Source organism: Citrobacter sp. S46_ASV_140, from assembly GCF_018919545.1.
In the GTDB taxonomy this organism is placed as follows: Bacteria; Pseudomonadota; Gammaproteobacteria; order Enterobacterales; family Enterobacteriaceae; genus Citrobacter; species Citrobacter braakii.
In genome coordinates this window covers 36,000-62,673 of the sequence record NZ_JAHLRC010000015.1, presented here as the reverse complement: position 1 = coordinate 62,673, position 26,674 = coordinate 36,000, and the positions used below count along the sequence as shown (strand labels likewise).

Annotated in this window: 24 protein-coding genes; 16 read left to right on the top strand and 8 right to left on the bottom strand. The window is 52.3% G+C overall.

Going from position 1 to position 26,674, the window contains the following annotated elements; genetic code table 11:
* Both KQJ19_RS06915 and KQJ19_RS06910 read left to right on the top strand, forming a co-directional pair.
* Positions 1-798, top strand: a 798-nt coding sequence (locus KQJ19_RS06915) for a Cof-type HAD-IIB family hydrolase (RefSeq protein WP_216403475.1), incomplete at its 5' end; no start/stop codon positions are given.
* 153 nt (positions 799-951) lie between these two features.
* Complete coding sequence (locus tag KQJ19_RS06910; RefSeq protein ID WP_075846988.1) at positions 952-2,214, top strand: DUF1479 domain-containing protein; 1,263 nt, start codon at positions 952-954, stop codon at positions 2,212-2,214.
* 143 nt (positions 2,215-2,357) lie between these two features.
* On the opposite strand, the gene KQJ19_RS06905 is transcribed toward KQJ19_RS06910, so the two are convergent.
* On the bottom strand, positions 2,358-3,950 hold the full coding sequence (locus tag KQJ19_RS06905; RefSeq protein ID WP_016156073.1) for an ABC-F family ATPase: 1,593 nt from the start codon (positions 3,948-3,950) through the stop codon (positions 2,358-2,360).
* Between the two features lie 232 nt (positions 3,951-4,182).
* Between KQJ19_RS06905 and ldtB the strand changes: the two genes are divergently transcribed.
* Complete coding sequence (gene ldtB / locus KQJ19_RS06900; protein WP_003035268.1) at positions 4,183-5,103, top strand: L,D-transpeptidase; 921 nt, start codon at positions 4,183-4,185, stop codon at positions 5,101-5,103.
* 80 nt (positions 5,104-5,183) lie between these two features.
* Here ldtB and KQJ19_RS06895 read toward each other — a convergent pair whose 3' ends face one another.
* Together KQJ19_RS06895 and mntR are read right to left on the bottom strand one after the other, a co-directional pair.
* Entirely contained in the window at positions 5,184-6,293 is a 1,110-nt protein-coding gene (locus tag KQJ19_RS06895; protein ID WP_216403474.1) for an anion transporter, read from the bottom strand.
* Positions 6,290-6,763: a manganese-binding transcriptional regulator MntR gene (mntR, locus tag KQJ19_RS06890; protein ID WP_003831586.1), complete on the bottom strand. Its 474-nt coding sequence runs from the start codon at positions 6,761-6,763 to the stop codon at positions 6,290-6,292. The genes KQJ19_RS06895 and mntR overlap by 4 nt, the downstream gene beginning before the upstream one ends.
* 186 nt (positions 6,764-6,949) lie before the next feature.
* On the opposite strand from mntR, the gene mntS reads away from it, so the two are divergent.
* Entirely contained in the window at positions 6,950-7,078 is a 129-nt protein-coding gene (gene mntS, locus KQJ19_RS06885) for a manganase accumulation protein MntS (protein ID WP_200107584.1), read from the top strand.
* A 276-nt stretch (positions 7,079-7,354) separates the two neighbouring features.
* On the top strand, positions 7,355-8,941 hold the full coding sequence (locus KQJ19_RS06880; protein ID WP_216403473.1) for a phosphoethanolamine transferase: 1,587 nt from the start codon (positions 7,355-7,357) through the stop codon (positions 8,939-8,941).
* Between the two features lie 63 nt (positions 8,942-9,004).
* On the opposite strand, the gene ompX is transcribed toward KQJ19_RS06880, so the two are convergent.
* Entirely contained in the window at positions 9,005-9,520 is a 516-nt protein-coding gene (gene ompX / locus KQJ19_RS06875; protein ID WP_016152372.1) for an outer membrane protein OmpX, read from the bottom strand.
* Between the two features lie 411 nt (positions 9,521-9,931).
* On the opposite strand from ompX, the gene rhtA reads away from it, so the two are divergent.
* From rhtA to ybiO, 6 genes are all read left to right on the top strand, one after another.
* Positions 9,932-10,819 (top strand): threonine/homoserine exporter RhtA, encoded by an 888-nt coding sequence (gene rhtA, locus KQJ19_RS06870; RefSeq protein WP_016156069.1) that lies wholly within the window; start codon positions 9,932-9,934, stop codon positions 10,817-10,819.
* A gap of 303 nt (positions 10,820-11,122) precedes the next feature.
* Positions 11,123-11,626: a DNA starvation/stationary phase protection protein Dps gene (gene dps, locus KQJ19_RS06865; protein WP_006685362.1), complete on the top strand. Its 504-nt coding sequence runs from the start codon at positions 11,123-11,125 to the stop codon at positions 11,624-11,626.
* A 365-nt stretch (positions 11,627-11,991) separates the two neighbouring features.
* Positions 11,992-12,738 (top strand): glutamine ABC transporter substrate-binding protein GlnH, encoded by a 747-nt coding sequence (gene glnH, locus KQJ19_RS06860; protein WP_016152370.1) that lies wholly within the window; start codon positions 11,992-11,994, stop codon positions 12,736-12,738.
* Positions 12,739-12,845: 107 nt separating this feature from the next.
* Positions 12,846-13,505 (top strand): glutamine ABC transporter permease GlnP, encoded by a 660-nt coding sequence (glnP, locus tag KQJ19_RS06855; RefSeq protein WP_003035248.1) that lies wholly within the window; start codon positions 12,846-12,848, stop codon positions 13,503-13,505.
* Entirely contained in the window at positions 13,502-14,224 is a 723-nt protein-coding gene (gene glnQ, locus KQJ19_RS06850) for a glutamine ABC transporter ATP-binding protein GlnQ (protein ID WP_003035246.1), read from the top strand. The genes glnP and glnQ overlap by 4 nt, the downstream gene beginning before the upstream one ends.
* Positions 14,225-14,342: 118 nt before the next feature.
* Entirely contained in the window at positions 14,343-16,580 is a 2,238-nt protein-coding gene (gene ybiO, locus KQJ19_RS06845) for a mechanosensitive channel protein (RefSeq protein WP_216403472.1), read from the top strand.
* Here ybiO and rlmF read toward each other — a convergent pair.
* A complete protein-coding gene (gene rlmF / locus KQJ19_RS06840; protein WP_216403471.1) occupies positions 16,577-17,503 on the bottom strand; it encodes a 23S rRNA (adenine(1618)-N(6))-methyltransferase RlmF in 927 nt (308 codons plus the stop codon). The genes ybiO and rlmF overlap by 4 nt on opposite strands.
* A gap of 210 nt (positions 17,504-17,713) precedes the next feature.
* Here rlmF and mcbA point away from each other — a divergent pair, with 210 nt between their 5' ends.
* From mcbA to ybiJ, 5 genes are all read left to right on the top strand, one after another.
* Complete coding sequence (gene mcbA / locus KQJ19_RS06835; RefSeq protein WP_016152367.1) at positions 17,714-17,974, top strand: DUF1471 family periplasmic protein McbA; 261 nt, start codon at positions 17,714-17,716, stop codon at positions 17,972-17,974.
* Between the two features lie 293 nt (positions 17,975-18,267).
* Complete coding sequence (locus KQJ19_RS06830) at positions 18,268-20,553, top strand: catecholate siderophore receptor Fiu (protein WP_216403470.1); 2,286 nt, start codon at positions 18,268-18,270, stop codon at positions 20,551-20,553.
* A 43-nt stretch (positions 20,554-20,596) separates the two neighbouring features.
* The gene (ybiX, locus tag KQJ19_RS06825; protein WP_216403469.1) at positions 20,597-21,274 is read left to right on the top strand and encodes a PKHD-type hydroxylase YbiX; all 678 of its coding nucleotides are present in this window, start codon (positions 20,597-20,599) and stop codon (positions 21,272-21,274) included.
* 75 nt (positions 21,275-21,349) lie between these two features.
* On the top strand, positions 21,350-21,616 hold the full coding sequence (locus KQJ19_RS06820; RefSeq protein WP_003035233.1) for a DksA/TraR family C4-type zinc finger protein: 267 nt from the start codon (positions 21,350-21,352) through the stop codon (positions 21,614-21,616).
* A 300-nt stretch (positions 21,617-21,916) separates the two neighbouring features.
* Positions 21,917-22,177 (top strand): DUF1471 family protein YbiJ, encoded by a 261-nt coding sequence (ybiJ, locus tag KQJ19_RS06815; RefSeq protein WP_016152363.1) that lies wholly within the window; start codon positions 21,917-21,919, stop codon positions 22,175-22,177.
* 97 nt (positions 22,178-22,274) lie between these two features.
* On the opposite strand, the gene KQJ19_RS06810 is transcribed toward ybiJ, so the two are convergent.
* The 3 genes from KQJ19_RS06810 to dinG form a co-directional block, all read right to left on the bottom strand.
* The gene (locus KQJ19_RS06810) at positions 22,275-23,360 is read right to left on the bottom strand and encodes a malate/lactate/ureidoglycolate dehydrogenase (RefSeq protein WP_216403468.1); all 1,086 of its coding nucleotides are present in this window, start codon (positions 23,358-23,360) and stop codon (positions 22,275-22,277) included.
* 161 nt (positions 23,361-23,521) lie between these two features.
* A complete protein-coding gene (gene ybiB, locus KQJ19_RS06805) occupies positions 23,522-24,490 on the bottom strand; it encodes a DNA-binding protein YbiB (protein ID WP_016156063.1) in 969 nt (322 codons plus the stop codon).
* Between the two features lie 29 nt (positions 24,491-24,519).
* Positions 24,520-26,670: an ATP-dependent DNA helicase DinG gene (gene dinG, locus KQJ19_RS06800; protein WP_141875010.1), complete on the bottom strand. Its 2,151-nt coding sequence runs from the start codon at positions 26,668-26,670 to the stop codon at positions 24,520-24,522.
* Between the last annotated feature and the right edge of the window lie 4 nt (positions 26,671-26,674).

Genomic DNA, 26,674 nt, shown 5'->3' with positions numbered 1-26,674 from the left:
GTCACTGATATGGACGGAACTTTTCTCGACGACGCCAAAAAATACGATCATGCACGTTTTATGGCGCAGTATCAGGAACTAAAAAAACGGGATATTGAATTTGTCGTGGCCAGCGGCAATCAGTATTACCAACTGATCTCCTTTTTCCCGGAACTCAAAGATGAGATCTCTTTTGTTGCCGAGAACGGGGCGTTAGTCTTTGAACATGGCAAACAGCTGTTTCACGGTGAGCTGACCCGCCACGAATCCCGCATTGTCATTGGCGAACTGCTCAAAGATACGCATCTCAACTTTGTGGCTTGCGGCCTGCAAAGCGCCTACGTTAGCGAAAATGCCCCCGAGTCCTTTGTCGCATTGATGTCAAAACACTACCATCGCCTGAAACCCGTGAAGGATTATCAGGACATCGATGATGTGCTGTTCAAGTTCTCGCTGAATTTACCGGACCAACAAATCCCATTAGTGATCGATCACCTTCATTCTGCCCTTGACGGTATAATGAAGCCCGTCACCAGCGGCTTTGGGTTTATCGACCTGATCATTCCAGGTTTGCATAAAGCCAACGGAATCAGCCGTCTGCTAAAGCGCTGGAACCTGTCCCCGCAAAACGTGGTCGCCATTGGCGATAGCGGCAATGACGCAGAAATGCTGAAAATGGCGCGCTACTCTTTCGCCATGGCCAACGCGGCAGAGAGTATCAAATCGATTGCCCGCTATCAGACCGACGACAATAACCATCAGGGCGCGCTGAACGTGATTCAGGCGGTGCTGGATAACACTTCCCCTTTTAATTGCTAATCCTGCCCAACCGGGGTATCCCCTTGCCCCGGTTTCCACGCTTTTTCATGTTTCTCACACCATCAAATTTTAAACTTGCGTTAACTAAATTTTAACTTATATTATCACCTGTAAGTTAAACAAGTTTCGAATGAAAGTTAATGCGAGATGGATATGGCTTTTACTTTTACCAGCGACACGTTGCCCACCGATCACAAAGCGGCAATCAGGCAGATGAAAAAACAATTGCGTGAACAGCTTGGAGATGTTCAGTTGATTTTCAATCAGTTGAGCGAGGCCATTGCTAATCGCGTGGCGGAAATCAACGCCCTCAAAGCGCAAGGCTCTCCGGTATGGCCTGTGTTGTCCTATGCGGATATCAAGGCGGGTCGCGTGAGTGCTGAGCAGCGTGAAGAAATTAAGCGTCGCGGATGCGCGGTCATTAAAGGCCATTTCTCTCGCGAACAAGCCCTCGATTGGGATAGGTCAATGCTGGACTATCTGGACCGCAACCATTTTGACGAAGTTTACCAAGGACCCGGCGATAATTTCTTTGGTACCCTGAGCGCGTCGCGGCCTGAAATCTACCCCATCTACTGGTCCCAGGCGCAGATGCAGGCCCGTCAGAGTGAAGAAATGGCAAATGCGCAGTCATTTCTCAACCGTCTTTGGACATTTGCAGGCGAAGGTAAGCAATGGTTTAACCCGGATGTCAGCGTTATCTACCCCGACCGCATACGCCGTCGTCCACCGGGAACAACGTCCAAAGGGCTGGGCGCGCATACGGATTCCGGCGCGCTGGAACGCTGGCTTCTGCCGGCATATCAGCAGGTCTTTGCTAATGTTTTCAATGGTAAGCTGGAAGATTACGACCCGTGGCAGGCCGCGCATCGCACTGAAGTAGAAGAGTACACGGTGGATAACACCACCAAATGTTCAGTATTCCGTACCTTCCAGGGCTGGACTGCACTCTCCGATATGCTGCCAGGTCAGGGGTTGTTGCACGTGGTCCCTATCCCTGAAGCGATGGCCTGGGTACTGTTACGTCCATTGCTTGACGATGTGCCGGAAGATGAACTTTGCGGCGTTGCGCCCGGCAGAGTTCTGCCGATTTCTGCGCAATGGCATCCGCTGCTGATTGAAGCGTTAACCAGCATTCCGCAACTGGACGCCGGAGACTCCGTCTGGTGGCATTGCGATGTGATCCACTCCGTCGCGCCGGTAGAAAATCAGCAGGGTTGGGGCAACGTGATGTACATCCCTGCCGCACCGATGTGCGAAAAGAATCTGGCCTACGCCCATAAAGTGAAGGCCGCGCTGGAAAAAGGCGTATCGCCGGGTGATTTCCCACGCGAGGATTATGAAACTCACTGGGAAGGACGCTTCACGCTGGATGATTTGAATATCCATGGCAAGCGTGCGCTGGGGATTATTTAATCTATAACTTACACAAGTTTCCCTAAGTATTTCGCGTTACAGGAAGGCGGCCAGCCTGTAAATCCCCACAAGCTTACACAAGTAAGTGACCGGGGTGTACAGGTGCAGCCAACACACCTGTAACACGAAAGACGACGGGAAAATTATTCGACGCCCTTGCTACGCAGGTAATCTTCGTAGTTACCGGTGAAGTCGATTACGCGTTCCGGCGTAATTTCAATCACGCGGGTTGCCAACGAACTGACGAACTCACGGTCGTGAGAAACGAAGATCAGCGTGCCCTGGTACATTTCCAGCGCCATATTCAGCGACTCGATAGATTCCATATCCAGGTGGTTGGTCGGTTCATCCATTACCAGAATATTCGGTTTCTGCATCATCAGCTTACCGAACAGCATGCGTCCTTTTTCACCACCGGACAGCACTTTAGCAGGTTTCTTGATATCGTCCTGGCTGAACAGCAAGCGACCAAGGAAGCTACGTACTACCTGCTCATCATCGCCTTCCTGTTTCCACTGACTCATCCACTCGAAGACCGTCAGATCGTTTTCGAATTCGTACTCGTGATCCTGCGCGTAGTAACCAACCTGGGCGTTTTCAGACCATTTCACGGTACCGTTATCCGGCTGTAATTCGCCGACCAGCGTTTTCAGCATGGTTGATTTACCCACCCCGTTGGCACCCAGAATGGCAATTTTCTCACCGACTTCCAGCAGCAGGTTAAAGTTTTTAAACAACGGACCTTCATCAAACCCTTTCGTCAGCGCTTCCACTTCCAGCGCGTTACGGAACAGTTTCTTATCCTGTTCGAAGCGGATGAACGGGTTCTGACGGCTGGACGCCTTCACTTCGTCAAGCTTGATCTTATCAATCTGACGCGCACGAGAAGTCGCCTGACGAGATTTAGATGCGTTGGCGCTAAAGCGGCTGACGAAGGATTGCAGATCGGCAATCTGCGCTTTCTTCTTGGCGTTATCGGCCAGCAGACGTTCACGCGCCTGGGTTGCCGCCGTCATATATTCGTCGTAGTTACCCGGATAAACACGCAGTTCGCCGTAGTCCAGATCCGCCATGTGCGTACAGACCATGTTCAGGAAGTGACGGTCGTGCGAAATGATGATCATGGTGCTGTCACGCTCGTTCAGCGTCTGTTCCAGCCAGCGGATAGTGTCGATATCCAGGTTGTTCGTTGGTTCGTCGAGCAGCAGAATGTCCGGGTTAGAGAACAGCGCCTGTGCCAGAAGCACACGCAGCTTCCAGCCGGGGGCGACTTCGCTCATCGGGCCGTAATGCTGTTCTACCGGAATACCTACGCCCAGCAGCAGTTCACCCGCACGCGCTTCCGCAGAGTAGCCGTCCATTTCGCCATACTGAACTTCAAGGTCAGCAACTTTATAGCCGTCTTCTTCGCTCATTTCGGCCAGGGCGTAAATGCGATCGCGCTCCTGCTTTACTTCCCACAGTTCACCGTGACCCATGATCACGGTGTCAAGCACGGTGAACTCTTCAAAGGCGAACTGATCCTGACGCAGCTTACCAATACGCTCGTTCGGATCGAGGGAAACGTTGCCCAGCGTCGGTTCGAGGTCGCCGCCGAGAATTTTCATAAAAGTGGATTTACCGCTACCGTTCGCGCCAATCAGGCCGTAACGGTTGCCGCCGCCAAATTTGACGGAAATATTTTCAAACAGCGGCTTACTGCCGAACTGCATGGTGACGTTGCTGGAAACTAACACTGGCGTATCCTGAAAGAGAAAGAAATATGTGACGAACCGCTTATTATGCCATAAGTCTGCAATAAGATCGCGCCTTGATGCTGAAGGGATAAAGTGAAAGCAAAAGGAAAAAAATGTGATTTAGTACACATCCGAATTCCTTGTTGCTCAGATTGCACATATAATGCGTGCCCAACACTACATAAATCTCAACCCACTAGCCTGCCTGGCACTGAATCTCGCATACATGAACATGAATATGAAATTAACAACGCTTTTCGCGGCGGCACTCGCAATAGTTGGTTTTTGTAACACCGCTTCTGCCGTCACGTACCCGCTGCCTACGGATGGCAGCCGTTTGATCGGCCAAAACCAGGTCATCACTATTCCTGAAGGCAACACCCAACCGCTGGAGTATTTTGCGGCGGAGTATCAGATGGGTCTGTCTAATATGCTGGAAGCCAACCCGGGCGTGGATACCTTCCTGCCGAAGGGCGGCACCGTACTGAACATACCTCAGCAATTGATCCTGCCGGATACCGTGCATGAAGGTATTGTTATTAACAGCGCTGAAATGCGTCTGTACTACTACCCGAAAGGCACCAACACCGTTATTGTTCTGCCGATCGGTATTGGTCAGTTGGGCAAAGACACGCCAATCAACTGGACCACCAAAGTAGAACGTAAAAAAGCGGGCCCAACCTGGACGCCAACGGCAAAAATGCATGCGGAATACCGCGCTGCGGGCGAACCACTGCCAGCTGTTGTTCCGGCAGGTCCGGATAACCCGATGGGCCTGTACGCGCTGTATATCGGTCGCCTGTACGCCATCCACGGCACCAATGCTAACTTCGGCGTCGGCTTACGCGTCAGCCACGGTTGCGTGCGTCTGCGTAACGACGACATCAAATTCCTGTTTGAAAATGTGCCGGTCGGCACCCGCGTACAGTTTATCGATGAGCCGGTAAAAGCCACGACTGAACCAGACGGCAGCCGTTACATCGAGGTACACAACCCACTGTCTACCACTGAAGCACAGTTCGAAGGCGGGGAAATCGTACCGATTACGCTGAACAAGAGCATTACCAGCATCACCGGTCAGTCTGACGTCGATCAGGCCGTCGTTGAGCAGGCGGTACAGAACCGTTCAGGTATGCCGGTTCGTCTGAACTAAGCATCAAAACTGCCCTTTCGCCTTATCGGGCCTACTTAACCTGTAGGCCCGATAAGCGCCAGCCCCATCGGGCACAATCCTCACATCACCTGCAATAAACCATATCCTACCAGCGCCGCCCATATCAGCATCGGCACCGAATACCAATGAAAACGCCACCAGATCCGTCGATCGTTTGCCATCCGTAAAGCAATAAGATTCGCCAGCGATCCCGGCAACAACCCAAAACCGCCCACATTGACCGCCCAGGCCAGCAGCAGCGTTGGCGGGACGTAGTTCAGCAGCAAAATCGTGCTGGGAACATTACTGATAAACTGCGACAGGCCAATGGCCGTCAACCAAAGCCCCAGCGCTGAAAGCGTGCCAATCTGGTGGGTAATCTCCTGCAAGGCTGGGAGTTGCGTCAGCAAGTGCACATCAATGAACATCGCCATAAACACCAACAGCAGCGTCCAATCCACGCTGAGGATCACGCGGCGAGCCAGCACCATGAATCCTGCCGCGACGATCGCCAGGCCCCACAGCTCTTGTTTTAACTCTAGTGCCGCCAGGAAAATGATATACAGCCCCAGACAGCTCCACACCAGGCGCGGTTGCCAGTCAGGCGCGCGCGTACCGGTATGATAATGCAAAGCTTTATACGGGAAACTGAACCAGCACAGCACCACCAGCGTCAGCATCATGGTCCCCGCAAGCGGCGCCATCTGCCAGGTAAACGCGGTAAACGATAAGCCGGAGCGTCCCCACATCAGAATGTTTTGCGGATTACCTATTGGCGTGAGCAACGAACCGGCGTTTACCGCCAGCGCCTCAAAGATAATCAGGCGATTTACAGGAATGGCGCACAATTTTTTCAGGGTGATCGTCAGCGGAACAACAATAAACAGCGCAACATCGTTGGTCAGAAACGTCGACAGCAGCGCCGCCGCCAGCACCATAAATATCGCCAATTGACGTTCGGTGTTAAAGCGCCGGGTCATCTTGCGCCCTAACACATCGAAGTAACCGCTTAGCTCCACGCCTTTGGTCAGTAACATCAGGCCGCTAAGCGTAATGATCGTGTGCCAGTCTATCGCCCCCGGCCACGACCTTGGCGTAAACGGCACGAACAGGCTCAGTACAACCCCGACGATGATTAACAGCTGAAAAAAGCGATCGCGCTGTAAGGCGCGTAGTAAAGGAAAACTCATTCAGAGCCTGTGCCTTGCTGTTGCGTAAACCGGCTAAAAGCCTCCAGCGTTTCCTTACTGACGTGATGCTCCATTCCCTCCGCGTCGCGACGGGCAATTTCCGGGCTGATACCTAACATCAGCAGGAAATTCTCCACAATCTGGTGACGCTCCCGACTCTCCTGAGCCAGTCGCTCACCTTCTGCGGTTAAAAACACGCCCCGCCAGGGGATCATTTCAATCAACCCAACTGAAGCAAGACGCTTAAGCATTTTAGCAACCGTCGGCTGGGAAACCCCAAGCCGTGCTGCCATATCTACCTGGCGCGCTTCACCCACCTCAATAATGAGATCGGAAATCAGCTCTACGTAGTCATCAATCAGCTCACGGCGATGTGCCTCCCGGACCTGACGAAATCCTTCAACGTGTTCTTCGACATTCACCAATTGCGTCACTTTTTTTGTTGTTGGCATACCTGCGCGACGACTCATTCTGCTTCCTCGTTACTGTGACGCGTTAACGGCATCTGATTAGAGAACGCTCATTGTAAACCAGAGTTGCGTGGGCACAAAAAATTAACGTTTTAGCAATAGCTATATAATATAGCCTGTGCTATATCTGTATATAATAAAGACATCCCTCAAGGACTGATGGGATCGTGAAGTCAGGAGGTTTATATGAATGAATTTAAGAGGTGTATACGCGTGTTTAGCCACTCTCCCTTTAAAGTACGGTTAATGCTGATCTCTATGCTGTGCGACATGATTATCAGCAAACCAGAGCAGGATAAGCCTGCAGATAAATAATGCGGCGTCGCGGTACGCCGCTTCATTTTCCTGCCGTAACTCGGATACGGTGATCGTTTTCGTGCCAATAACCCTTCTTTTTGTCAGTTTTGCCACGCCCCTCGCAAAACAATTTCTTAGTAGTAGTTGACCTTCTCTTGCACACACTCTATCTTTTCGCAGCCCTGCATATATTGCGGCTCGCGGATGCGGACCCTATCCCCCTTCTCGCTCTCTCAGGCAGGCAATGACCCTTAGCGCCAGGGTAAGCACATGGCGTTTTTGTAACAGTGGCATATGAATTTAACCCTCAAAGATTCGATCATTGCTCGTAGCCGGGCGATTAGTCCGTGGACTGGCCTCTATTTCTTACAGTCTCTGCTGATCAACCTTGCGCTGGGCTATCCGCTTAGCCTGCTCTATAGCGTTGCTTTCACCTGTATATTGATGCTGCTGTGGCGCAGCGCGCCGCGTGCGCAGAAAGTGCTGATTGGCATTTGCTCGCTGGTAGCGGCAATGTACTTCCCGTTTGGCCAGGCTTACGGTTCGCCGAACTTCAATACCTTGCTGGCGCTGCACTCAACCAATATGGAAGAGTCTACTGAAATCCTCACCATCTTCCCCTGGTACAGTTATCTGGTTGGGGTGTTTATTTTCGCCCTCGGTGTTATCGCCGTACGCCGTAAAAAAGAGGTGCAGCAGCGTAGCTGGAATAAGTTCGACAGCATTTGTTTGCTGTTCTGCGTTGTCGCGTTCTTTGTTACCCCGGTGCAAAACCTGGCCTGGGGCGGCGTGTTCAAGCTGAAAGACACCGGCTATCCGGTTTTCCGCTTTGCCAAGGACGTTATCGTTAATAACAACGAAGTGCTCGACGAACAAGAGCGTATGGCGAAGCTGGCGAGCGTGAAAGACAGCTGGACGGTAACCGCCGTGAAGCCGAAGTATCATACCTACGTGGTGGTCATCGGCGAAAGCGCCCGCCGCGATGCGTTAGGCGCTTTTGGCGGCCACTGGGATAACACCCCGTTTGCCAGTTCCGTTAACGGCTACATCTTCGCGGATTACATCGCGGCAAGCGGTTCGACACAAAAATCACTCGGCCTGACGCTAAATCGGGTGGTCGACGATAAACCCCAGTTCCAGGATAACTTTGTCACTCTGGCCAACCGCGCGGGATTCCAGACGTGGTGGTTCTCCAATCAGGGACAGATTGGTGAATACGATACGGCCATCGCCAGCATTGCGAAGCGAGCTGATGAAGTTCAGTTCCTCAAAAGCGGTGATTTCGAAGCGGATAAAAATACCCGTGACGAAGCGTTGTTGAAGATGACCGCCCAGGTGCTGGCAACCGAGCGCACTCAGCCACAGCTTATCGTGCTGCATTTAATGGGCTCGCATCCGCAGGCCTGCGACCGTACGCAGGGTAAATACGAGACTTTCGTCCAGTCAAAAGAGACATCTTGCTATCTGTACACCATGACGCAGACGGATGACCTGCTGCGCCAGCTTTACGATCAGTTACGTAACAGCGGTAACAGCTTCTCGATGGTCTATTTCTCCGATCATGGCCTCGCGTTTAAAGAGCGGGGGAAAGAGGTGCAGTACCTGGCGCATGACGATCAGTTCCAGCAGAATTTCCAGGTACCATTTATGGTGCTGTCGAGCGATGATAAAGCGCACCGGGTGATTAAAGCCCGTCGCTCCGCCAATGATTTCCTCAGCTTTTTCTCGCAGTGGACGGGGATAAGCGCGAAGGAAATCACCAACAGCTACCGCTTTATTTCTGAGAAAAAGGCTGGCCCGGTGTACATCACCAACTTCAAATTGCAGAAGGTGGACTACAACCATCTGGGTACCGACATCTTTGAGACCAAATCTCGTTAATCTCTGAGTTGCGCACAAAAAAAATCCGCCCCGAGAGGCGGATTTTTTGTATCACCGAAGTGATTAGAAGCGGTAACCCACGCCAGCGATCCAGGTGCCAACGTCAACGCTACGAATACGGCTCTGCTCGTAGGAGAAGTCCAGAGCAACGTTTTCGATCGGGTTGAACTGCAGACCAGCACCGTAAGAGAAACCGTAGTCACTGGTGGTGTGGTTATCAGCCGGGGATGCTGCGTTCTGGAATTTACCGTAGCCAACACCCACTACACCGTAGATGCTTGCCCAGTCATTCAGACGGTAAGCCGGGCCAGCAGTGATGCCGTAGTACTGGGTTTTGTTGTAGTCGCCAGACGCATCGGTACGATCTTTTTCAGTGTAAGTGAAGGAACCGATAACACCCAGCGGGTTGCTGTCCTGCTCGTAGCGATACTTCAGGTTAAAACCGTTCATTTTGTTCGCTGCGCCCTGAGCATCGCTCTGAGCGTAACCACCGGTAACGGTAGAAGTCGCAGCTACAGCAGTACCTGCGGAGAAAGCCAGAACAGCGGCCAGTGCTGAAAGACATGCAATTTTTTTCATAACCACCTCAAATGTGCTTCAAGTAAATCCTAAGTTTTAAATATACCAAAAATTGATGGGAAACTCTTTGCGATTCGCGATGTCTAACGGGGTCTTTCATGTAACAGAACGTTTCAGAAACCCGCTATCTCTTTCAATTAACATCACTTTTCTAACCTAAAATGCCATTATTGCGCGCACAATATGGCACATTCATCCAGAATATTCCTAATCACACAGATTATTAATCCATCACTTTCATGCCATTGTACGGAACTGAGCAATTTTTTTTTCAACGAATACTCAACCAGCGGTGCGTATTTCCATTACACTCGCTGTTTTACTTTTCTATACATCACGTCATCCGTGTCGTAGCAAGTTTGCAACGTCGCGCAGATGAAGGCGTGTAATTATCATTTGACAGGAGAAAGGATGCCGGGGTCGTCACGTAAAGCGCCAGTCTGGTTGCCTATTTTGGTTTTGCTTATTGCTATGTCCTCCATTCAAAGCGGAGCATCTCTGGCAAAATCGCTATTCCCACTCGTCGGTGCGCCGGGCGTTACCGCATTGCGCCTTGCGCTGGGCACCCTCATCCTTATTGCCTTCTTTAAACCCTGGCGTTTGCGATTCGCCAAAGAACAACGCCTGCCGCTGCTGTTTTATGGTCTGTCTCTGGGTGGGATGAACTATCTCTTCTACCTGTCAATCCAGACCGTCCCGCTGGGAATTGCCGTAGCGCTGGAATTCACCGGCCCGCTCGCGGTAGCGCTGTTTTCATCCCGACGTCCGGTGGATTTCATTTGGGTTGCACTGGCTGTACTCGGGCTTTGGTTCCTGCTGCCGTTAGGTCAGGACGTTTCTCACGTGGATTTAACCGGTGCTGCGCTGGCGCTGGGCGCTGGCGCCTGCTGGGCAATCTATATTCTTACCGGGCAGCGTGCCGGCGCGGAACATGGTCCGGCGACCGTTGCGGTAGGGTCATTAATTGCGGCGCTGATTTTTGTACCCATCGGCGCGCTCCAGGCTGGGGATGCCTTGTGGCACTGGTCCATTCTGCCGTTAGGCCTGGCCATTGCGGTCCTCTCCACTGCGCTTCCCTACTCGCTGGAGATGATTGCGTTGACGCGGCTGCCAACACGCACTTTTGGTACTCTGATGAGTATGGAACCCGCACTGGCTGCGGTTTCAGGAATGATCTTCCTCGGTGAAACGCTGACGCTTGTCCAAACGCTCGCTCTGGGCGCCATTATTGTCGCATCAATGGGTTCGACGCTCACTATTCGCAAAGAACCACAAATTAAGCAAGTTGACGTGAATTAACCACTTAATATTCTGCATGGTTTGCATAATCATGCAGAATATCCAATTGTAAATCTACGTGATAATTATTCTAATAAATATAATTTTCTCATCTACATATTTCTTGAAATTTTTACATTAACATAAAAATAACACACCTCCATTAATAGCCATTATATCTATATGATTTTATTGGTTATGTCATATCCACCCCTCTCTTCGCTATTAAAGTGATAGGTAACACCAGAAAAATAAATCCAAAATTCACGCTATACTTATTCCCGTTGAAGAGCTGGGACATAATTATCAAGAGGATATGAAAATATGAGTACCGCAAAACTGGTAAAAACAAAAGCATCTGCCCTCCTTTATACCCGCAACGATGTAACAGATAGCGAAAAGAAAGCGACCGTAGAGCTGCTGAATCAACAAGTGATCCAGTTCATCGACCTGTCTTTGATCACCAAACAGGCTCACTGGAACATGCGCGGCGCGAACTTCATTGCTGTGCATGAAATGCTCGATGGCTTCCGTACTGCCCTGACCGATCACCTCGACACCATGGCTGAGCGCGCCGTACAGTTAGGCGGTGTGGCATTGGGTACCACCCAGGTTATTAATAGCAAAACGCCTCTGAAAAGCTATCCGCTGGATATCCATAGCGTACAGGACCACTTAAAAGAGCTGGCCGATCGTTATGCCGTCGTCGCTAACAGCGTCCGTAAAGCCATTAGCGAAGCAAAAGACGAAGATACAGCAGATATCTTCACCGCCGCTTCACGCGACCTCGACAAATTCCTGTGGTTTATCGAAGCCAACATTGAATAACAGCAGACATAAGAATTACCTATATAACCCTCGCCCTGGCGGGGGTTTTGCACATCTATGGTGCATGACATTGATCGATCGTCACCCCAAAGTAAATTATTTGTAATAATCACTTCACACAATCGTTAACGAAAGATTGTTTTATCAACAATTTTTACGCTAAATAGTCATACCGTTTGCACTGTGTCAGGTACGCACCAAATGAGTGCCCCAAAACAGTGCAGATTACCCACTTTGCCCTACTTATTGTGCAGAGAAACGAGACACCCTCTTGTTAAAACAATGAGTTGCAAAACTGGCACGATTTTTTCATTAAGCCATATGTTCTCGCAGGGGATCGCCCCGTGGATAAAAAAGGAAATCCTATGAAGTCTGTATTAAAAGTCTCACTGGCTGCACTTACCCTGGCTTTTGCGGTGTCCTCCCATGCCGCAGATAAGAAACTGGTTGTCGCAACCGACACCGCATTTGTACCGTTCGAATTCAAACAGGGTGACAAATACGTTGGTTTTGATGTGGATCTGTGGGCTGCCGTGGCCAAAGAACTGAAGCTGGATTATGAACTGAAACCAATGGATTTCAGCGGCATCATCCCGGCTCTGCAAACCAAGAATATCGACCTGGCGCTGGCGGGTATCACCATCACTGATGAGCGTAAAAAAGCGATCGACTTCTCTGACGGCTACTACAAAAGCGGTCTGTTAGTGATGGTCAAAGCGAATAATAACGACGTGAAAAGCGTGAAAGATCTGGATGGTAAAGTCGTCGCTGTGAAGAGCGGCACGGGTTCCGTTGATTACGCGAAAGCTAACATCAAAACCAAAGATCTGCGCCAATTCCCGAATATCGATAACGCATATATGGAACTGGGCACCAACCGCGCAGACGCCGTGCTGCACGACACGCCAAACATTCTTTACTTCATCAAAACCGCTGGCAACGGTCAGTTCAAAGCTGTAGGCGAATCCCTGGAAGCCCAGCAGTACGGTATCGCCTTCCCGAAAGGCAGCGATGAACTGCGTGAGAAAGTGAACGGCGCGCTGAAAACGCTGAAAGAGAACGGCACATACAACGAAATCTACAAAAAATGGTTCGGTACCGAACCTAAATAACAAGAACGTTCTGTAACGCCCGGTAGCGCCAGCGCCGCCGGGCCTGCAATTTTGAGTCATCGCGTTATGGCTCATTACTTTTCTCACCACGGTAACAGGAACGAAATATGCAGTTTGACTGGAGTGCCATCTGGCCCGCCATCCCGCTTTTGATTGAAGGCGCCAAAATGACCCTGTGGATCTCGGTCCTCGGTCTGGCAGGCGGTCTGATAATCGGGCTTGCAGCAGGGTTTGCGCGTACTTTCGGCGGTTGGATAGCCAACCACGTAGCGCTGGTGTTTATCGAAGTCATTCGCGGTACGCCAATCGTTGTGCAGGTGATGTTTATTTACTTTGCCCTGCCAATGGCATTTAACGATTTACGCATTGATCCCTTTAGCGCCGCTGTTGTCACCATCATGATCAACTCCGGCGCCTATATTGCGGAAATCACCCGCGGCGCGGTGCTCTCAATCCATAAAGGATTCAGCGAAGCCGGACTGGCGCTTGGGCTTTCACGTACAGAGACTATCCGCCACGTTATTTTACCTCTCGCGCTGCGTCGTATGCTGCCACCGCTGGGCAACCAGTGGATCATCAGCATTAAAGATACCTCGCTGTTTATTGTCATTGGCGTCGCTGAACTGACCCGTCAGGGCCAGGAAATCATTGCCGGTAACTTCCGCGCACTGGAAATCTGGAGCGCCGTTGCGGTGTTCTATCTGATCATTACGCTGGTGCTGAGCTTCATTCTGCGTCGTCTGGAAAGAAGGATGAAAATCCTGTGATTGAATTTAAAAACGTTTCTAAGCACTTTGGCCCAACCCAGGTGCTGCACAATATTGACCTGAACATTCAGCAGGGCGAAGTGGTGGTAATTATCGGACCATCCGGGTCCGGCAAATCAACCCTGCTGCGCTGCATTAACAAACTGGAAGAGATAACCTCTGGCGATCTGATCGTCGATGGTCTGAAGGTAAACGATCCAAAGGTAGACGAGCGGTTAATCCGCCAGGAAGCCGGGATGGTGTTTCAGCAGTTCTACCTGTTCCCGCATCTGACGGCGCTGGAAAACGTCATGTTCGGACCGCAGCGCGTACGCGGTGCGAATAAAGAACAGGCCGAGAAACTGGCTAAAGAACTGCTGGCGAAAGTAGGTCTGGCCGAGCGTGCGCATCACTACCCTTCTGAACTGTCTGGCGGTCAACAGCAGCGTGTGGCGATCGCCCGTGCGCTGGCGGTGAAGCCGAAAATGATGCTGTTTGATGAGCCAACCTCAGCGCTGGACCCGGAACTGCGCCACGAAGTTCTGAAAGTTATGCAGGATCTGGCGGAGGAAGGGATGACCATGGTCATTGTGACCCACGAAATCGGCTTTGCCGAAAAAGTGGCTTCACGCCTGATTTTCATCGATAAGGGACGTATTGCCGAAGACGGTAATCCGCAGGCCCTGATTGAAAATCCGCCCAGCCAACGTTTACAGGAATTCTTGCAGCACGTTTCCTGATAGCTCTCCCTCCCTTCGCCTGAAGGGAGGTTTTTCACCAGAATCCTCTCATTTCATTTCTCCCCCGCCCTGACATCTATACTTATCCTTTTGAATTTATTTTCTCATGGGAGGAGTCATGCGCTGGATCCTGTTCATCTTTGTTTGTCTGGTGAGTCTCCCGACTCAGGCGGTGACGATACCTGGCGTCACTACGCCAACGTCAACCAACGCGCAAACCGCGCCGGCGAAAGAGCCGGATGTTGAACAGAAGAAAGCGGCCTACGGCGCACTGGCTGATGTGCTGGAAAATGACGCCTCGCGCCAGGAACTGATCGGTCAGTTACGCAAAGTGGCGACAGCGCCCCCTGCCGAGCCGGTGCCAACCATTGTTCCGCCCACGTTAACGGAAGAAAAAACGGTGCTGGAAAACGTCACGGATGTCACCCGCCACTACGGTGAGGCGCTCTCCAGCCGCTTTGCTCAGCTTTACCGCAATATTACCGATGCACCACACAAGACCTTTAACCCGCAAACGTTCACCAATGCCCTGACCCATTTTTTAATGCTGGCGGCGTCAGTGTTCGGTTTTTTCTGGCTGCTTCGCCTGTGCGCGCTGCCGCTGTATCGCAAAATGGGGCAATGGGCACGACGGAAAAACCGCGAACGCAGCAACTGGCTCCAGCTTCCGACGATGATCATCGGCGCATTCATTATCGATTTGCTTCTGCTGGCGCTGACTTTGTTTGTCGGGCAGATTCTGAGCGACAGAATGAACGCCGGTAGCCGCACTATCGCCTTTCAGCAAAGCCTGTTTCTCAATGCCTTTGCGTTGATTGAGTTCTTCAAAGCCATTCTGCGCCTGATATTTTGCCCTACGGTGGCCGAACTGCGCCCGTTTAACATTCAGGATGCCGGTGCGCGCTACTGGAATCGCCGTTTAAGTTCATTGAGCAGCCTGATTGGATACGGACTTATCGTTGCCGTTCCCATTATCTCGAATCAGGTCAACGTGCAGGTCGGCGCGATGGCAAACGTCATCATCATGCTGTGTATCACGCTATGGGCGCTGTACCTGATTTTCAGAAACAAGAAAGAGATAACGCAGCATTTGCTGAATCTGGCGGAAAGATCGTTAGCGTTTTTCAGCCTGTTTATCCGCGCCTTTGCGCTGGTATGGCATTGGCTGGCCAGCGCCTACTTCATTGTGCTGTTTTTCTTCTCGCTGTTTGATCCTGGCAACAGCCTGAAATTCATGATGGGCGCTACGCTGCGTAGCCTGGTGATCATTGGAATCGCCGCTTTTGTTTCCGGTATGCTTTCCCGCTGGATAGCCAAGACCATTACCCTTTCGCCACACACCCAGCGCAGCTATCCGGAATTACAAAAACGGTTGAATGGCTGGCTATCGACGGCGTTAAGCGTGGCCAGGATCCTGACGGTGTGCGTCGCGGTAATGCTGCTACTGAATGCCTGGGGATTATTCGACTTCTGGAACTGGCTGCATTACGGCGCAGGAGAAAAAACGGTGGATATTCTGATCCGTATCGCGCTGATTTTATTCTTCTCCGCCATCGGCTGGACGATCCTTGCCAGCCTGATTGAAAATCGTCTGGCTTCCGATATTCACGGCCGCCCGCTCCCCAGCGCCCGTACCCGCACCCTGCTGACGCTGTTTCGCAACGCGCTGGCGGTGATCATCAGCACGATCACCATCATGATTGTGCTATCCGAAATTGGCGTCAATATCGCGCCCTTACTGGCCGGGGCCGGGGCGCTGGGGCTGGCTATCTCTTTCGGCTCGCAAACGCTGGTAAAAGATATTATTACCGGGATCTTTATTCAGTTCGAAAATGGCATGAACACCGGCGACCTGGTGACCATCGGTCCACTCACCGGTACGGTTGAACGGATGTCCATCCGCTCTGTGGGCGTCCGTCAGGACACCGGGGCGTACCATATCATTCCCTGGTCATCGATAACGACCTTCGCCAACTTTGTGCGCGGGATTGGATCGGTCGTCGCCAATTACGACGTAGACCGCCATGAGGATGCGGATAAAGCGAATCAGGCGTTGAAAGACGCTGTGGCTGCAGTGATGGAACAGGACGATATTCGCGGGCTGATTATTGGCGAACCGTCGTTTGCCGGGATTGTGGGGTTAACCAATACGGCCTTCACGCTACGGGTCTCATTTACCACATTACCGCTGAAACAGTGGACGGTACGTTTCGCGCTAGACAGCCAGGTGAAGAAATACTTCGATCTGGCCAACGTACGCACGCCGGTACAGACGTATCAGGTTTTGCCTGCACCGGTGAATGGCCCTGCGTCGGCAGCAAGCGAACCGCTGCCGCCAACCGAGCCAACGCTTTAGCGTTTACGCGCCATAAAACGGCGACGCTGATCGTTATCCATAAAGGTCCAGGCAATAAAGCGACTCTGCTTTTGCCCCTGGGCCATCTCTTTCTTAACCACTTTCACCGCGCCCGCATCCGTTAACGCGTGGTACAGCGGAGGCAAATTCTCACCGCGCGAAACCAGCGTGGTGAACCACATCACCTGACGGCCAAAGGCCTGGCTTTCGGCGATCATTTTTTTGATGAACGCCACTTCACCGCCTTCACACCACAGCTCCTGCTGCTGCCCGCCAAAGTTCAGCGCATCATCTTTATCCTGCCCCAGATTACGACGTTTGCGCTCGCTTCCGGCGCGGGCTGAAGCCGCAGAATCATGGAATGGCGGGTTACACAATGTGGCTTCATATTGCTCATTCTTGTGAATGATACCGTTGAAGATTGCCGTAGAATCTTTCTGGCGACGCAGACGAATAGCACGGGTTAACCCCGGATTGGCGTTTACGATCGCCTGAGCGCTGTTAAACGCTTCGCTACTGGTCTCACTGCCGGTGAATCGCCAGCCGTATTCATGCACGCCGATCAGCGGATAAATACAGTTTGCCCCAACTCCCACGTCCAGCACGCTCGCATTTGCCGGAATGGTTCCGCTGGTTTCACCTAACAGGTCGGCCAGATGGTGAATGTAGTCAGCGCGACCAGGAACCGGCGGGCACAGAAAACCGTCTGGAATATCCCAGTTTTTCACCGCATAAAAATGCGCCAGCAGTGCTTTATTGAGCGCCTTCACTGCCTGCGGATTAGCGAAATCAACACTCTGCTCGCCGCCAGGCGTGAGGGTGAGAAATTGCGTCAACTCGGGTGTAACCTGGCATAAAGTCGCAAGATCATAACGGCCATTGTGGCGGTTGCGTGGGTGTAATCCCGGTTTCTGGGGGGGCATAGCATTCTCCTTTTAACAGCGGCGTAAGATACCCGCATAACGCCACGCGGTAAACACACAGCAAGGAAATTTGCTTTTTTTATACCTATTTGATGGCTTGCTGATTGTTCAAAAAACAGACATCTCATCACCAGTTTTTTGCGGTAAATGTCATCCGCTGACGGCCTAAACTTATCAGGCACGACCTGTTGTTTCTCAGAGGATATCACCATGAAGAAATGCCTCACATTCCTTGCCGCTACCGTACTGACCGGCATGACATTTGCGTCCTTTGCTGCACAGCCCTACACCAGCCCTCAAACCGGCCAGCTACAAGCTTCCGGCACTGTTTTCGCTACCGGAGCTTCTAACCTGAGCGATCTCGAAGACAAGCTGGCAGAGAAAGCGAAAGAGCAAGGCGCAAAAGGCTTTGTCGTCAATTCTGCGGGCGGTAAAAACCAGATGTACGGCAGCGCAACTATCTATAAGTAGTCCCTCACCTTAGCCCAACTGCATTCACCCCGAATGCAGTTTGCTACCTGCTGTTCACGTCGTTCACCGCTCAAATTGTAATCATCGTGTAGCAATTTTGAATCCAATGTAAATAAATGTATTTATTTTTGAATTAATGAATGCTAAAACGTCGCACTGATTAGTAATGCTTATCAAAATCATTATCAATTACATATTCACTCCCGCGAGGCCTGCAGGGTATAACATCCACAGAGATGTCCCTTCGCGCGAGTGAAACCGTCTACTCAAAAAATAATAAGTCACTCACTAACATGGATAAAAATCGCAATTTGCCTGCCAGTAGTTTTCATTCACTGACTTTTTTTGCCGGTCTGTGTATTGGCCTGTGTCCGGTAGCTCAGGCTGTCGCCGCGGGCGATCAAGATAAAAAACAAGAAGATACGCTGGTTGTTGAAGCGGCCAAACCTTCGTTATACGCCCCAACGCAGTCTGCCGACCCTAAGTTCTCCCGCCCGGTAGCGGATACAACCCGCACCATGACAGTGATTTCTGAGCAGGTGATTAAGGATCAAGGTGCAACCAATCTGACCGATGCGCTGAAAAACGTACCGGGCGTTGGCGCGTTTTTCGCCGGTGAGAACGGTAACTCCACCACCGGTGACGCGGTTTACATGCGTGGTGCGGATACCTCGAACAGTATTTATATCGACGGTATCCGTGATATTGGCAGCGTTACGCGCGACACTTTCAATACCGAACAGGTTGAAGTGATCAAAGGCCCCTCCGGCACCGACTATGGCCGTAGCGCGCCAACGGGCTCCATCAATATGATCAGCAAACAGCCGCGCACCGACTCAGGGATCGATGCCTCGGCCAGCGTCGGTAGCGCCTGGTTCCGCCGTGGTACGCTGGACATAAACCAGGTCATCGGTGAGACCACCGCTGCACGGTTAAACCTGATGGGTGAAAAAACGCATGATGCCGGTCGCGATAACGTTAAGAATGAACGTTATGGTGTGGCCCCCTCTCTCGCCTTTGGCTTAGGCACTGAGAACCGACTGTATCTGAACTATCTGCATGTCACCCAGCACAACACCCCGGATGGTGGTGTCCCCACCATCGGTCTGCCGGGATATTCCGCGCCTTCCGCGGGGACTGCTGCACTGAATCAGTCAGGAAAAGTGGATACGCATAACTTCTACGGTACCAACTCGGATTACGACGATTCAACGACCGATACCGCAACGATGCGTTTTGAACATGACCTGAACGACAGCACCACTATTCGCAACACCACCCGCTGGTCACGCATTAAGCAGGATTATCTGATGACGGCGGTGATGGGCGGCGCGACTAACATCACTCAACCCTCCAGCAGCGTCGACACCTGGACCTGGTCACGCCTGGCAAATACCAAAGATGTCAGCAATAAGATCCTGACCAACCAGACCAACCTGACCTCAAAATTTTACACGGGAGCCATCGGTCACGACATCAGCACCGGCGTGGAGCTAACGCGTGAAACGCAAACCAACTATGGTGTAAACCCGATCACCCCGCCGTCGGTAAATATCTATCATCCCGACAGCAATGTGAATATCGGCGGATTGTCTCGTAACGGCGCTAATGCTAACGGGCAAACCGATACCTTCGGTGTATACGCCTTTGATACGCTACAGATTACCCGTGAGTTTGAACTAAACGGTGGTATTCGCCTCGACAATTACCGCACGGAATATGACAGCGCCACCGCTTGCGGCGCTTCTGGTCGCGGCGCGGTCGCGTGTCCGACAGGCGTGGCGAAAGGTTCTCCGGTCACCACCGTGGATACTGCCAAATCAGGCAATCTGGTGAACTGGAAAGCGGGCGCGCTGTATCATCTGACCGATAACGGTAACGTTTACATTAACTACGCCGTTTCTCAGCAACCGCCGGGCGGCAGCAACTTTGCCCTCGCTCAGGGCGGAAGCGGTAACAGTGCGAACCGTACCGATTTCAAACCGCAGAAAGCGAAAACCAGCGAGATCGGCACCAAATGGGAGGTGCTGGATAAGCGCCTGCTGTTAACTGCCGCGATTTTCCGTACGGATATTGAGAACGAAGTTGAGCAGAACGACGACGGCACATATTCCCAGTACGGGGAGAAGCGCGTTGAAGGTTACGAACTCTCGGTAGCAGGGAACATCACTCCCGCATGGCAGGTTATTGGGGGTTACACCCAGCAGCGCGCGACGATCCACAGCGGCAAAAACGTTGCTCAGGATGGTTCTTCATCCCTGCCGTACACGCCAGAACATGCGTTCACGCTGTGGAACCAGTATCAGGCTACCGATGATATCTCTGTTGGCGCGGGCGCTCGCTACGTGGGCAGTATGCATCGCGGTTCCGACGGGGCCATGGGTACGCCATCCTACACCGAAGGTTACTGGGTCGCCGACGCGAAACTGGGTTATCGCGTGAATCGCAATCTCGATTTCCAGTTGAACGTCTATAACCTGTTCGACACCGATTATGTATCCTCCATTAACAAGAGCGGATACCGTTACCATCCGGGTGAGCCAAGAACCTTCCTGCTCACGGCAAATATGCATTTCTGATCTTTTACGTGGGGCGTAAGCCCCACTTTCAGGAGAAACACTGATGATGTATCACATTCCCGGCATTCTGTCGGCGCAGGATGTCGCCTGGTTTCGCGAACAGCTGGACGCTGCCGACTGGGTTGATGGCCGCGCAACCACCGGCGCTCAGGGCGCGCAGGTTAAAAACAACCAGCAGGTGAATACGCAAAGTGAACGTTACGGCGTTTTACAACAGGCGGTACAAAACGCGGTGAACAACAGCGCGTTATTCTTCGCCGCTGCATTACCGAAAACGCTCTCCACACCGCTGTTCAATCGCTACCAGCACAACGAGACCTACGGTTTTCACGTTGACGGCGCGGTGCGTAGTCATCCGCAAAACGGCTGGATGCGCACAGATCTTTCCGCCACCTTATTCCTGAGTAATCCTGACGATTATGAGGGAGGAGAGCTGCTGGTCAATGACACCTACGGCCAGCATGCGGTAAAACTTCCGGCAGGCGATCTGGTACTTTACCCTTCCAGCAGCCTGCACTGCGTTACGCCGGTGACCCGTGGGGTTCGGGTGGCATCCTTTATATGGATCCAGTCGATGATCCGGGACGATAAAAATCGCGCCATGCTTTTTGAGCTGGATAAAAACATCCAGTCCCTGAAGACACGTCATGGGGAGAGTAGCGAGATCCTGTCGCTTCTCAATCTCTACCATAACCTGCTGCGCGAATGGTCTGAAATCTGATACCGCTGACGCGTGGTCGTTTTTCAGCCATCACATTCGCTATACTTATTCTGTAGACATCAGCAGGAGGTAGGTATGGCATCCGGATGGGCAAATGACGACGCTGTTAACGAACAGATCAACAATACTATTGAAGATGCTGTTGCCCGCGCCCGCGGTGAGTTACCGACGGGGGAAAGTCTGTATGAATGCGAAGAATGTGGCAATCCAATCCCTCAGGCCAGACGGGAGGCCGTGCCCGGCGTACGCTTGTGCATCACATGCCAGCAGGATAAAGATTCACATAGCGCAGCATTTTCAGGATATAATCGCAGAGGTTCGAAAGACAGCCAGCTACGTTGACTTATCTTTACCGAAAGTTTCAGCGCATACGATTTCCTTTACGAGCACGCTTTTTTGCACTCTGTGTAGCAAAATGTGCCGTTGTCGGTTTCTCTGTAAAGCGCAATGACAAGAACTGTAAATCCCTCTTTCGAATTTATTAATATTCAATAAGTTATTTGTCATTCAATTTTTTTGATTGATGTCGTCAATTCTATTCGATTTTATCTCGCATAAAAAAACGTGATACTTCTCACATCGACGAAACAACGTCTTCTTAAAGAACACTGACTAACAGAACAAACCTGCGAGAAATTAATCATGAAAAATATCAAATTTGCTGTTGCCGCCATCGCTCTGTCTACCCTGTCATTTGGCGTTTTTGCTGCCGAGCCAGTTTCCTCTACTCAGGCGCAAAACATGAACAAAATTGGTGTGGTATCTGCTGACGGCGCCACCACGCTGGACGGCCTGGAAGCAAAACTGGCTGAAAAAGCGACCGCTGCTGGCGCAACGGGTTACAGCATCACTTCCGCTATCGGCAAAGACAAAATGAGCGGCACCGCGGTTATCTATAAATAACCGAAAGATTACCTGTACGACCCAATGCTCCAACCCTCATTGACCCTGTTTGTTACCCTTTGTTTGCCCGTCCGCCACTGGACGGGCTTTTTTTTGCTTAGTGTTCCAGTCGTTGACGGAATTCCTGCAACACGGCGTCTGGCATCCCTATTTGCAACGCCGCCTCGCAAATCGCCTGCCAGCTTCCGGCATCCAGCGGAATACCTTGCTCCAGCCGTTCTTCACGAGTATTCACCTCCCACTCCCCTGGCAACAGGATCGGGGCATCTTCAGCATGGGGGGACGCTTTCACCCACTTAGCAAAGGCCGCGACCTGGTTGTCGCAGTCCGGCGCGCCAAACAGTTCCGGATTCATAATGATGGTCGTCATACAGTTAATGATGGCATCCGCGCTGGTCTGCAGGCTCTCTTCATGTGTGGTTTTACCACCAGAAAGCGCTCCCCCCATAATTTCGCACATTGCCGCCAGCGCATAACCTTTGTGTTGGGCGAAGGTCAGCAACGACCCCAGTGGAGAGACCTGCATTACGGCAGGATCGGTTGTGGGTACCCCATTAGCATCAATCAGGCATCCCGGAGCCACCGTCTCGCCCTTGTGCCATGCCACACGAGTTTTGCCAAACGCGATGGCGCTGGTTGCATAGTCCAGCAACAACGGGAACGTATTTTTACGCGGGAACACCACACAGAAGGGGTTGGTGCCAAATCGACTATCGCGGCCATGAAACGGTGCGACCATCGGGATCCCTACCACATTCACAAAGTGCACCGAAACAAAACCCGCCGCCGCACATTGCTCCGCCCAGTAGCCAATGCGTCCAATATGGTGCGAATTATGTAATGCCACGGCAGCGATACCGTACTGGCGCGCTTTTTCGATCCCAAGCGTAATTGCCTCGTGGGCCGCCACCTGACCAAATGCGCAGTCGCCGTCAAGCGTAATCACCGCTCCCGCATCGTTGACCACTTTGGCATGGCGGTTGATCTGCAGGTGTCCCTGCGAAAATGAGCGAATATAGCTTGGGATCATGCCGATACCGTGGGAGTCGTGGCCGGCGAGGTTAGAGGCTATCAGATGATCTGCTACCAGCCGCGCCTCCAGCTCATTGCTTCCCATCTGGTGAAAAACGGCCTGGATAAAGGCGTGCAGCGTTGGCACATGGAAGCGATGTCCACTGTTCATTGTTATCTCCTGTTGTGTCGCGTGTTGATTGTGTTTCTTATTTTTCAACAAACTATGCTGCGCCACAGCGCTCAGGAGATCAATAAACGTGCAGAAATTTCACGTTGCCGGAAAGCGTGAACCGACGGGCCTGGCAAATGACCCGTCGGGAGAAAGAAAAATCAGAAGCTTTGCTCGACGCGGCCAAGTCCTTCAGCCAGCGTCGCGGATTCACCGGTTGCTACCAGACAGCAGGCCATCTGGATTTTCAGCGATGCCGGAACCGGCTCACTGCCCGCCAGACAACGCTCAATCCAGCGCGCGGTAGTTTCCGGGTCTTTAGCCACCGGCAGTGGGACCGGCTCATCGGGCATCTCGCTCTGCCGGTCCTGTAGCACTCGCACGCCGGACGAATCTATCAGGCTTATCTGCGGGCAGCGCTGCGGGTTGGCGTACACTTCACCCTCGGTACCGTGCATCAACAGGGCACGCCCACCGATATCGCCGAAAAATTTCGCCACGCGCGATACGTATTCCGGGTGAGAAACGCTGGAAAGACGCAGCGCGGCATCTTCGGCAAACGGCGTGGCTAATTTAGCCAGCGTATGCGCACTGTTACGCACGCCCATTCGCCAGCGCATCGCCAGCTGTTTTTCCAGCGGAGGACACAGCGCACTCACCGGGATAAACACCGGCTCATGACCATCCAGCTTTGCCTGCGCCTGCCCGGCATGCAGCGTCGGCGCAATCCCCATCAGTTCGAAAATGGTTTCAGTCAGCACGCGGGTTGGATCCTCGCTGACACCGTGCACCACCACCGGGAAGCCAAGTTTATGCAGTAAAATCGCCAGCAGCGGAGTCAAATTTGCCTGCTTGCGCGCGCCATTGTAGCTGGGAATGACAATCGGCATGGGTTTGGCCACTGGCGGAGTCAGGCGAATGGTGTGGTTCTGCATCGCTTCGTAAAAGCCCAGCATCTCCGCTTCGCCTTCGCCTTTAATACGCAGCGCAATCAGTACACCGCCCATCTCAAGATCGGGTACCTCACCGTTCATCATATGGGTATACAGTCCGCGAGCAGTATCCTTATCCAGGTCACGCGCGTGATTTTTTCCTCGCCCAATCTCTTTGATGATTTTGCGGTAATCCATCGATAACTCCTTGCCTGTTGCTCGCATCGTTAACGCCGACGGCGACGCGTGGGTTTCGCTTTTTCTTTTGGTTTTACTATAACGTCTGGCACAGCAGGTTGCTCTATCGGAAATATGGGTAATGCGTTCAGTAAACGCTTGCCATAGCTTTTGGTCAATAAACGCTTGTCATAAATAACCACTTCTCCCCAGCAGCCGTGGCTACGAATGAGTCGCCCAACCTGCTGGATCAAATTGAATGACGCCGCGGGCAAGCTCTGCACCTCAAAGGGGTAGCGGTTCAGGCTTTTCAGCCACTCGCCCTCGGTGATCACCACCGGGCTGTCGATAGGCGGAAAAGCAATTTTGTGAATATGCACCTGGGTCAGCAAGTCGCCTTTCAAATCCAGACCTTCGGCAAAAGATTGCAGCCCAATCAGTACGCTACGCTCGCCGTTGGTCACCCGCTTGCGGTGCAGCTCCACCAGTCGATAGCGCGGCTGGTCGCCCTGTACCAGCAACAGCAGACGCAGATCGGTAACGTGCTCAAGAAAACGCTGCATTGCCCGACCGCTGGCAAAGAGTACTAGCATGCCCTGATGCTTTTTACTTTCCAGCTGTTCGCGGAAATAGGCGGCCATTTCCGCGATATGCTGCTCTTCGTTATCAATTGACGGTTCGTAGCGCATCTGCGGAATGACGATTTTGCCTTGCTCAACGTGATTAAACGGTGAATCCAGCGCGATAAACCGGTCCCCTGCTTTTTCTTTCAGCCCGCTCATCTCCTGCAAACGCGAGAAGCTGTTGAGCGAACGCAGCGTGGCGGAAGTCACGATAATATGCGGTACGCTGCGCCACAGCAGTCGTTCAAGCTGATCGCTCACACGGATCCCCACACAGTGGAACCAGACGTGGATCTGCCCGTCACGCACTTCGCGCGTCGCCCATTTACTCACCGGCGCGCCTGACGACTGCGCGAGCGAAGCCAGCCGCCACAGTTTGCTTTGCGCCTCAAACATGCCCAACGCCCGATTCATCTGCAAAATAACCCGATGCAGACGCACAATATCGTGGGTGCCGGTTTTTTCGCTGAGATCGTTGAGGAACAGTTCCGCCAGACCGCGCAGCATTTCTGTTAGCTTCGCCAGACGCTGACAAATCTCCATCACTTCCGCAGGCAGTTCGCCCATCGCGAAACGGTGTTCCGCCTCCTGGGTCGCAGGCATGTACAAATTAAGAATGTTATTGAGCGATGAAATCAGCTCATACAGTTCCTCACAGTGACCGCTCAGACGCTCGGCATTCGCCAGCGGCGGCGTGGTTTTTGGGCGAAACTGTTCCAGGCAGGTGGCTACTAATTTGCAAAACAGATCCAACTGCAGCCGATACCAGGGGGCGCTGATTTCTGCGCTCATCTCCAGCGCATCACGCGCGACGTCCGGCAAATGGTGACCTTCATCAAGAACCAGCAGAAGGTTCTTCGGCTCCGGCAAAACAGCTTCGCTTTCCATGGCCGCCATCACCAGCGCGTGGTTAGCCACCACCACTTCGGCTTCCTGAATCTCACGGCGGGCGACAAAAAAGGGGCATTCACGATAGTAGTGACAGTTACGATTCAAACAGCTGGCTTTATCAGTGCTCAGGCGCTGCCAGAGTCCGTCGTCGATAGCGATATCCGTGTGATCGCGCAGCCCGTCCCACTTGTAGCTGTCGAGATCGCCTTTTAGCCTGGCGCAGCGCTTTTGTTCTTCCTGGTTGTTGGGCGTCAGGTCATCATCGAGAAAGGCCAACAGATCCTGCTGATTGGGTTCGCTACTGGCCAGCGCCGCTAAATTACGCGGGCAGACATAACGCCCGCGACCAAACGCGGCGGTAAAACGCAGATCGGGGATAATTTTGCGCAGCAGCGGTAAATCTTTGCTGTAGATCTGATCCTGTAAAGCAACGTTGGCGGTACTGACCACCAGCGTTTTTTGTTCTTCACGCGCTATGGCAATACCGGGAATCAGGTACGACAGCGTTTTCCCCACCCCGGTCGGCGCTTCAATTGCCAGATGCCGCCCTTCTTCCCCAGTGAGCGTTTTCGCGACGTCAGCAATCATCTGCCGCTGCGGCGCACGGGGAATAAAGTCGGGGATCTGTTCCTGAAGCGCCTTATACCAGGCGGCAATTTGCGCTTTTAGCGCAGCCGTTAGTGCCATGAGA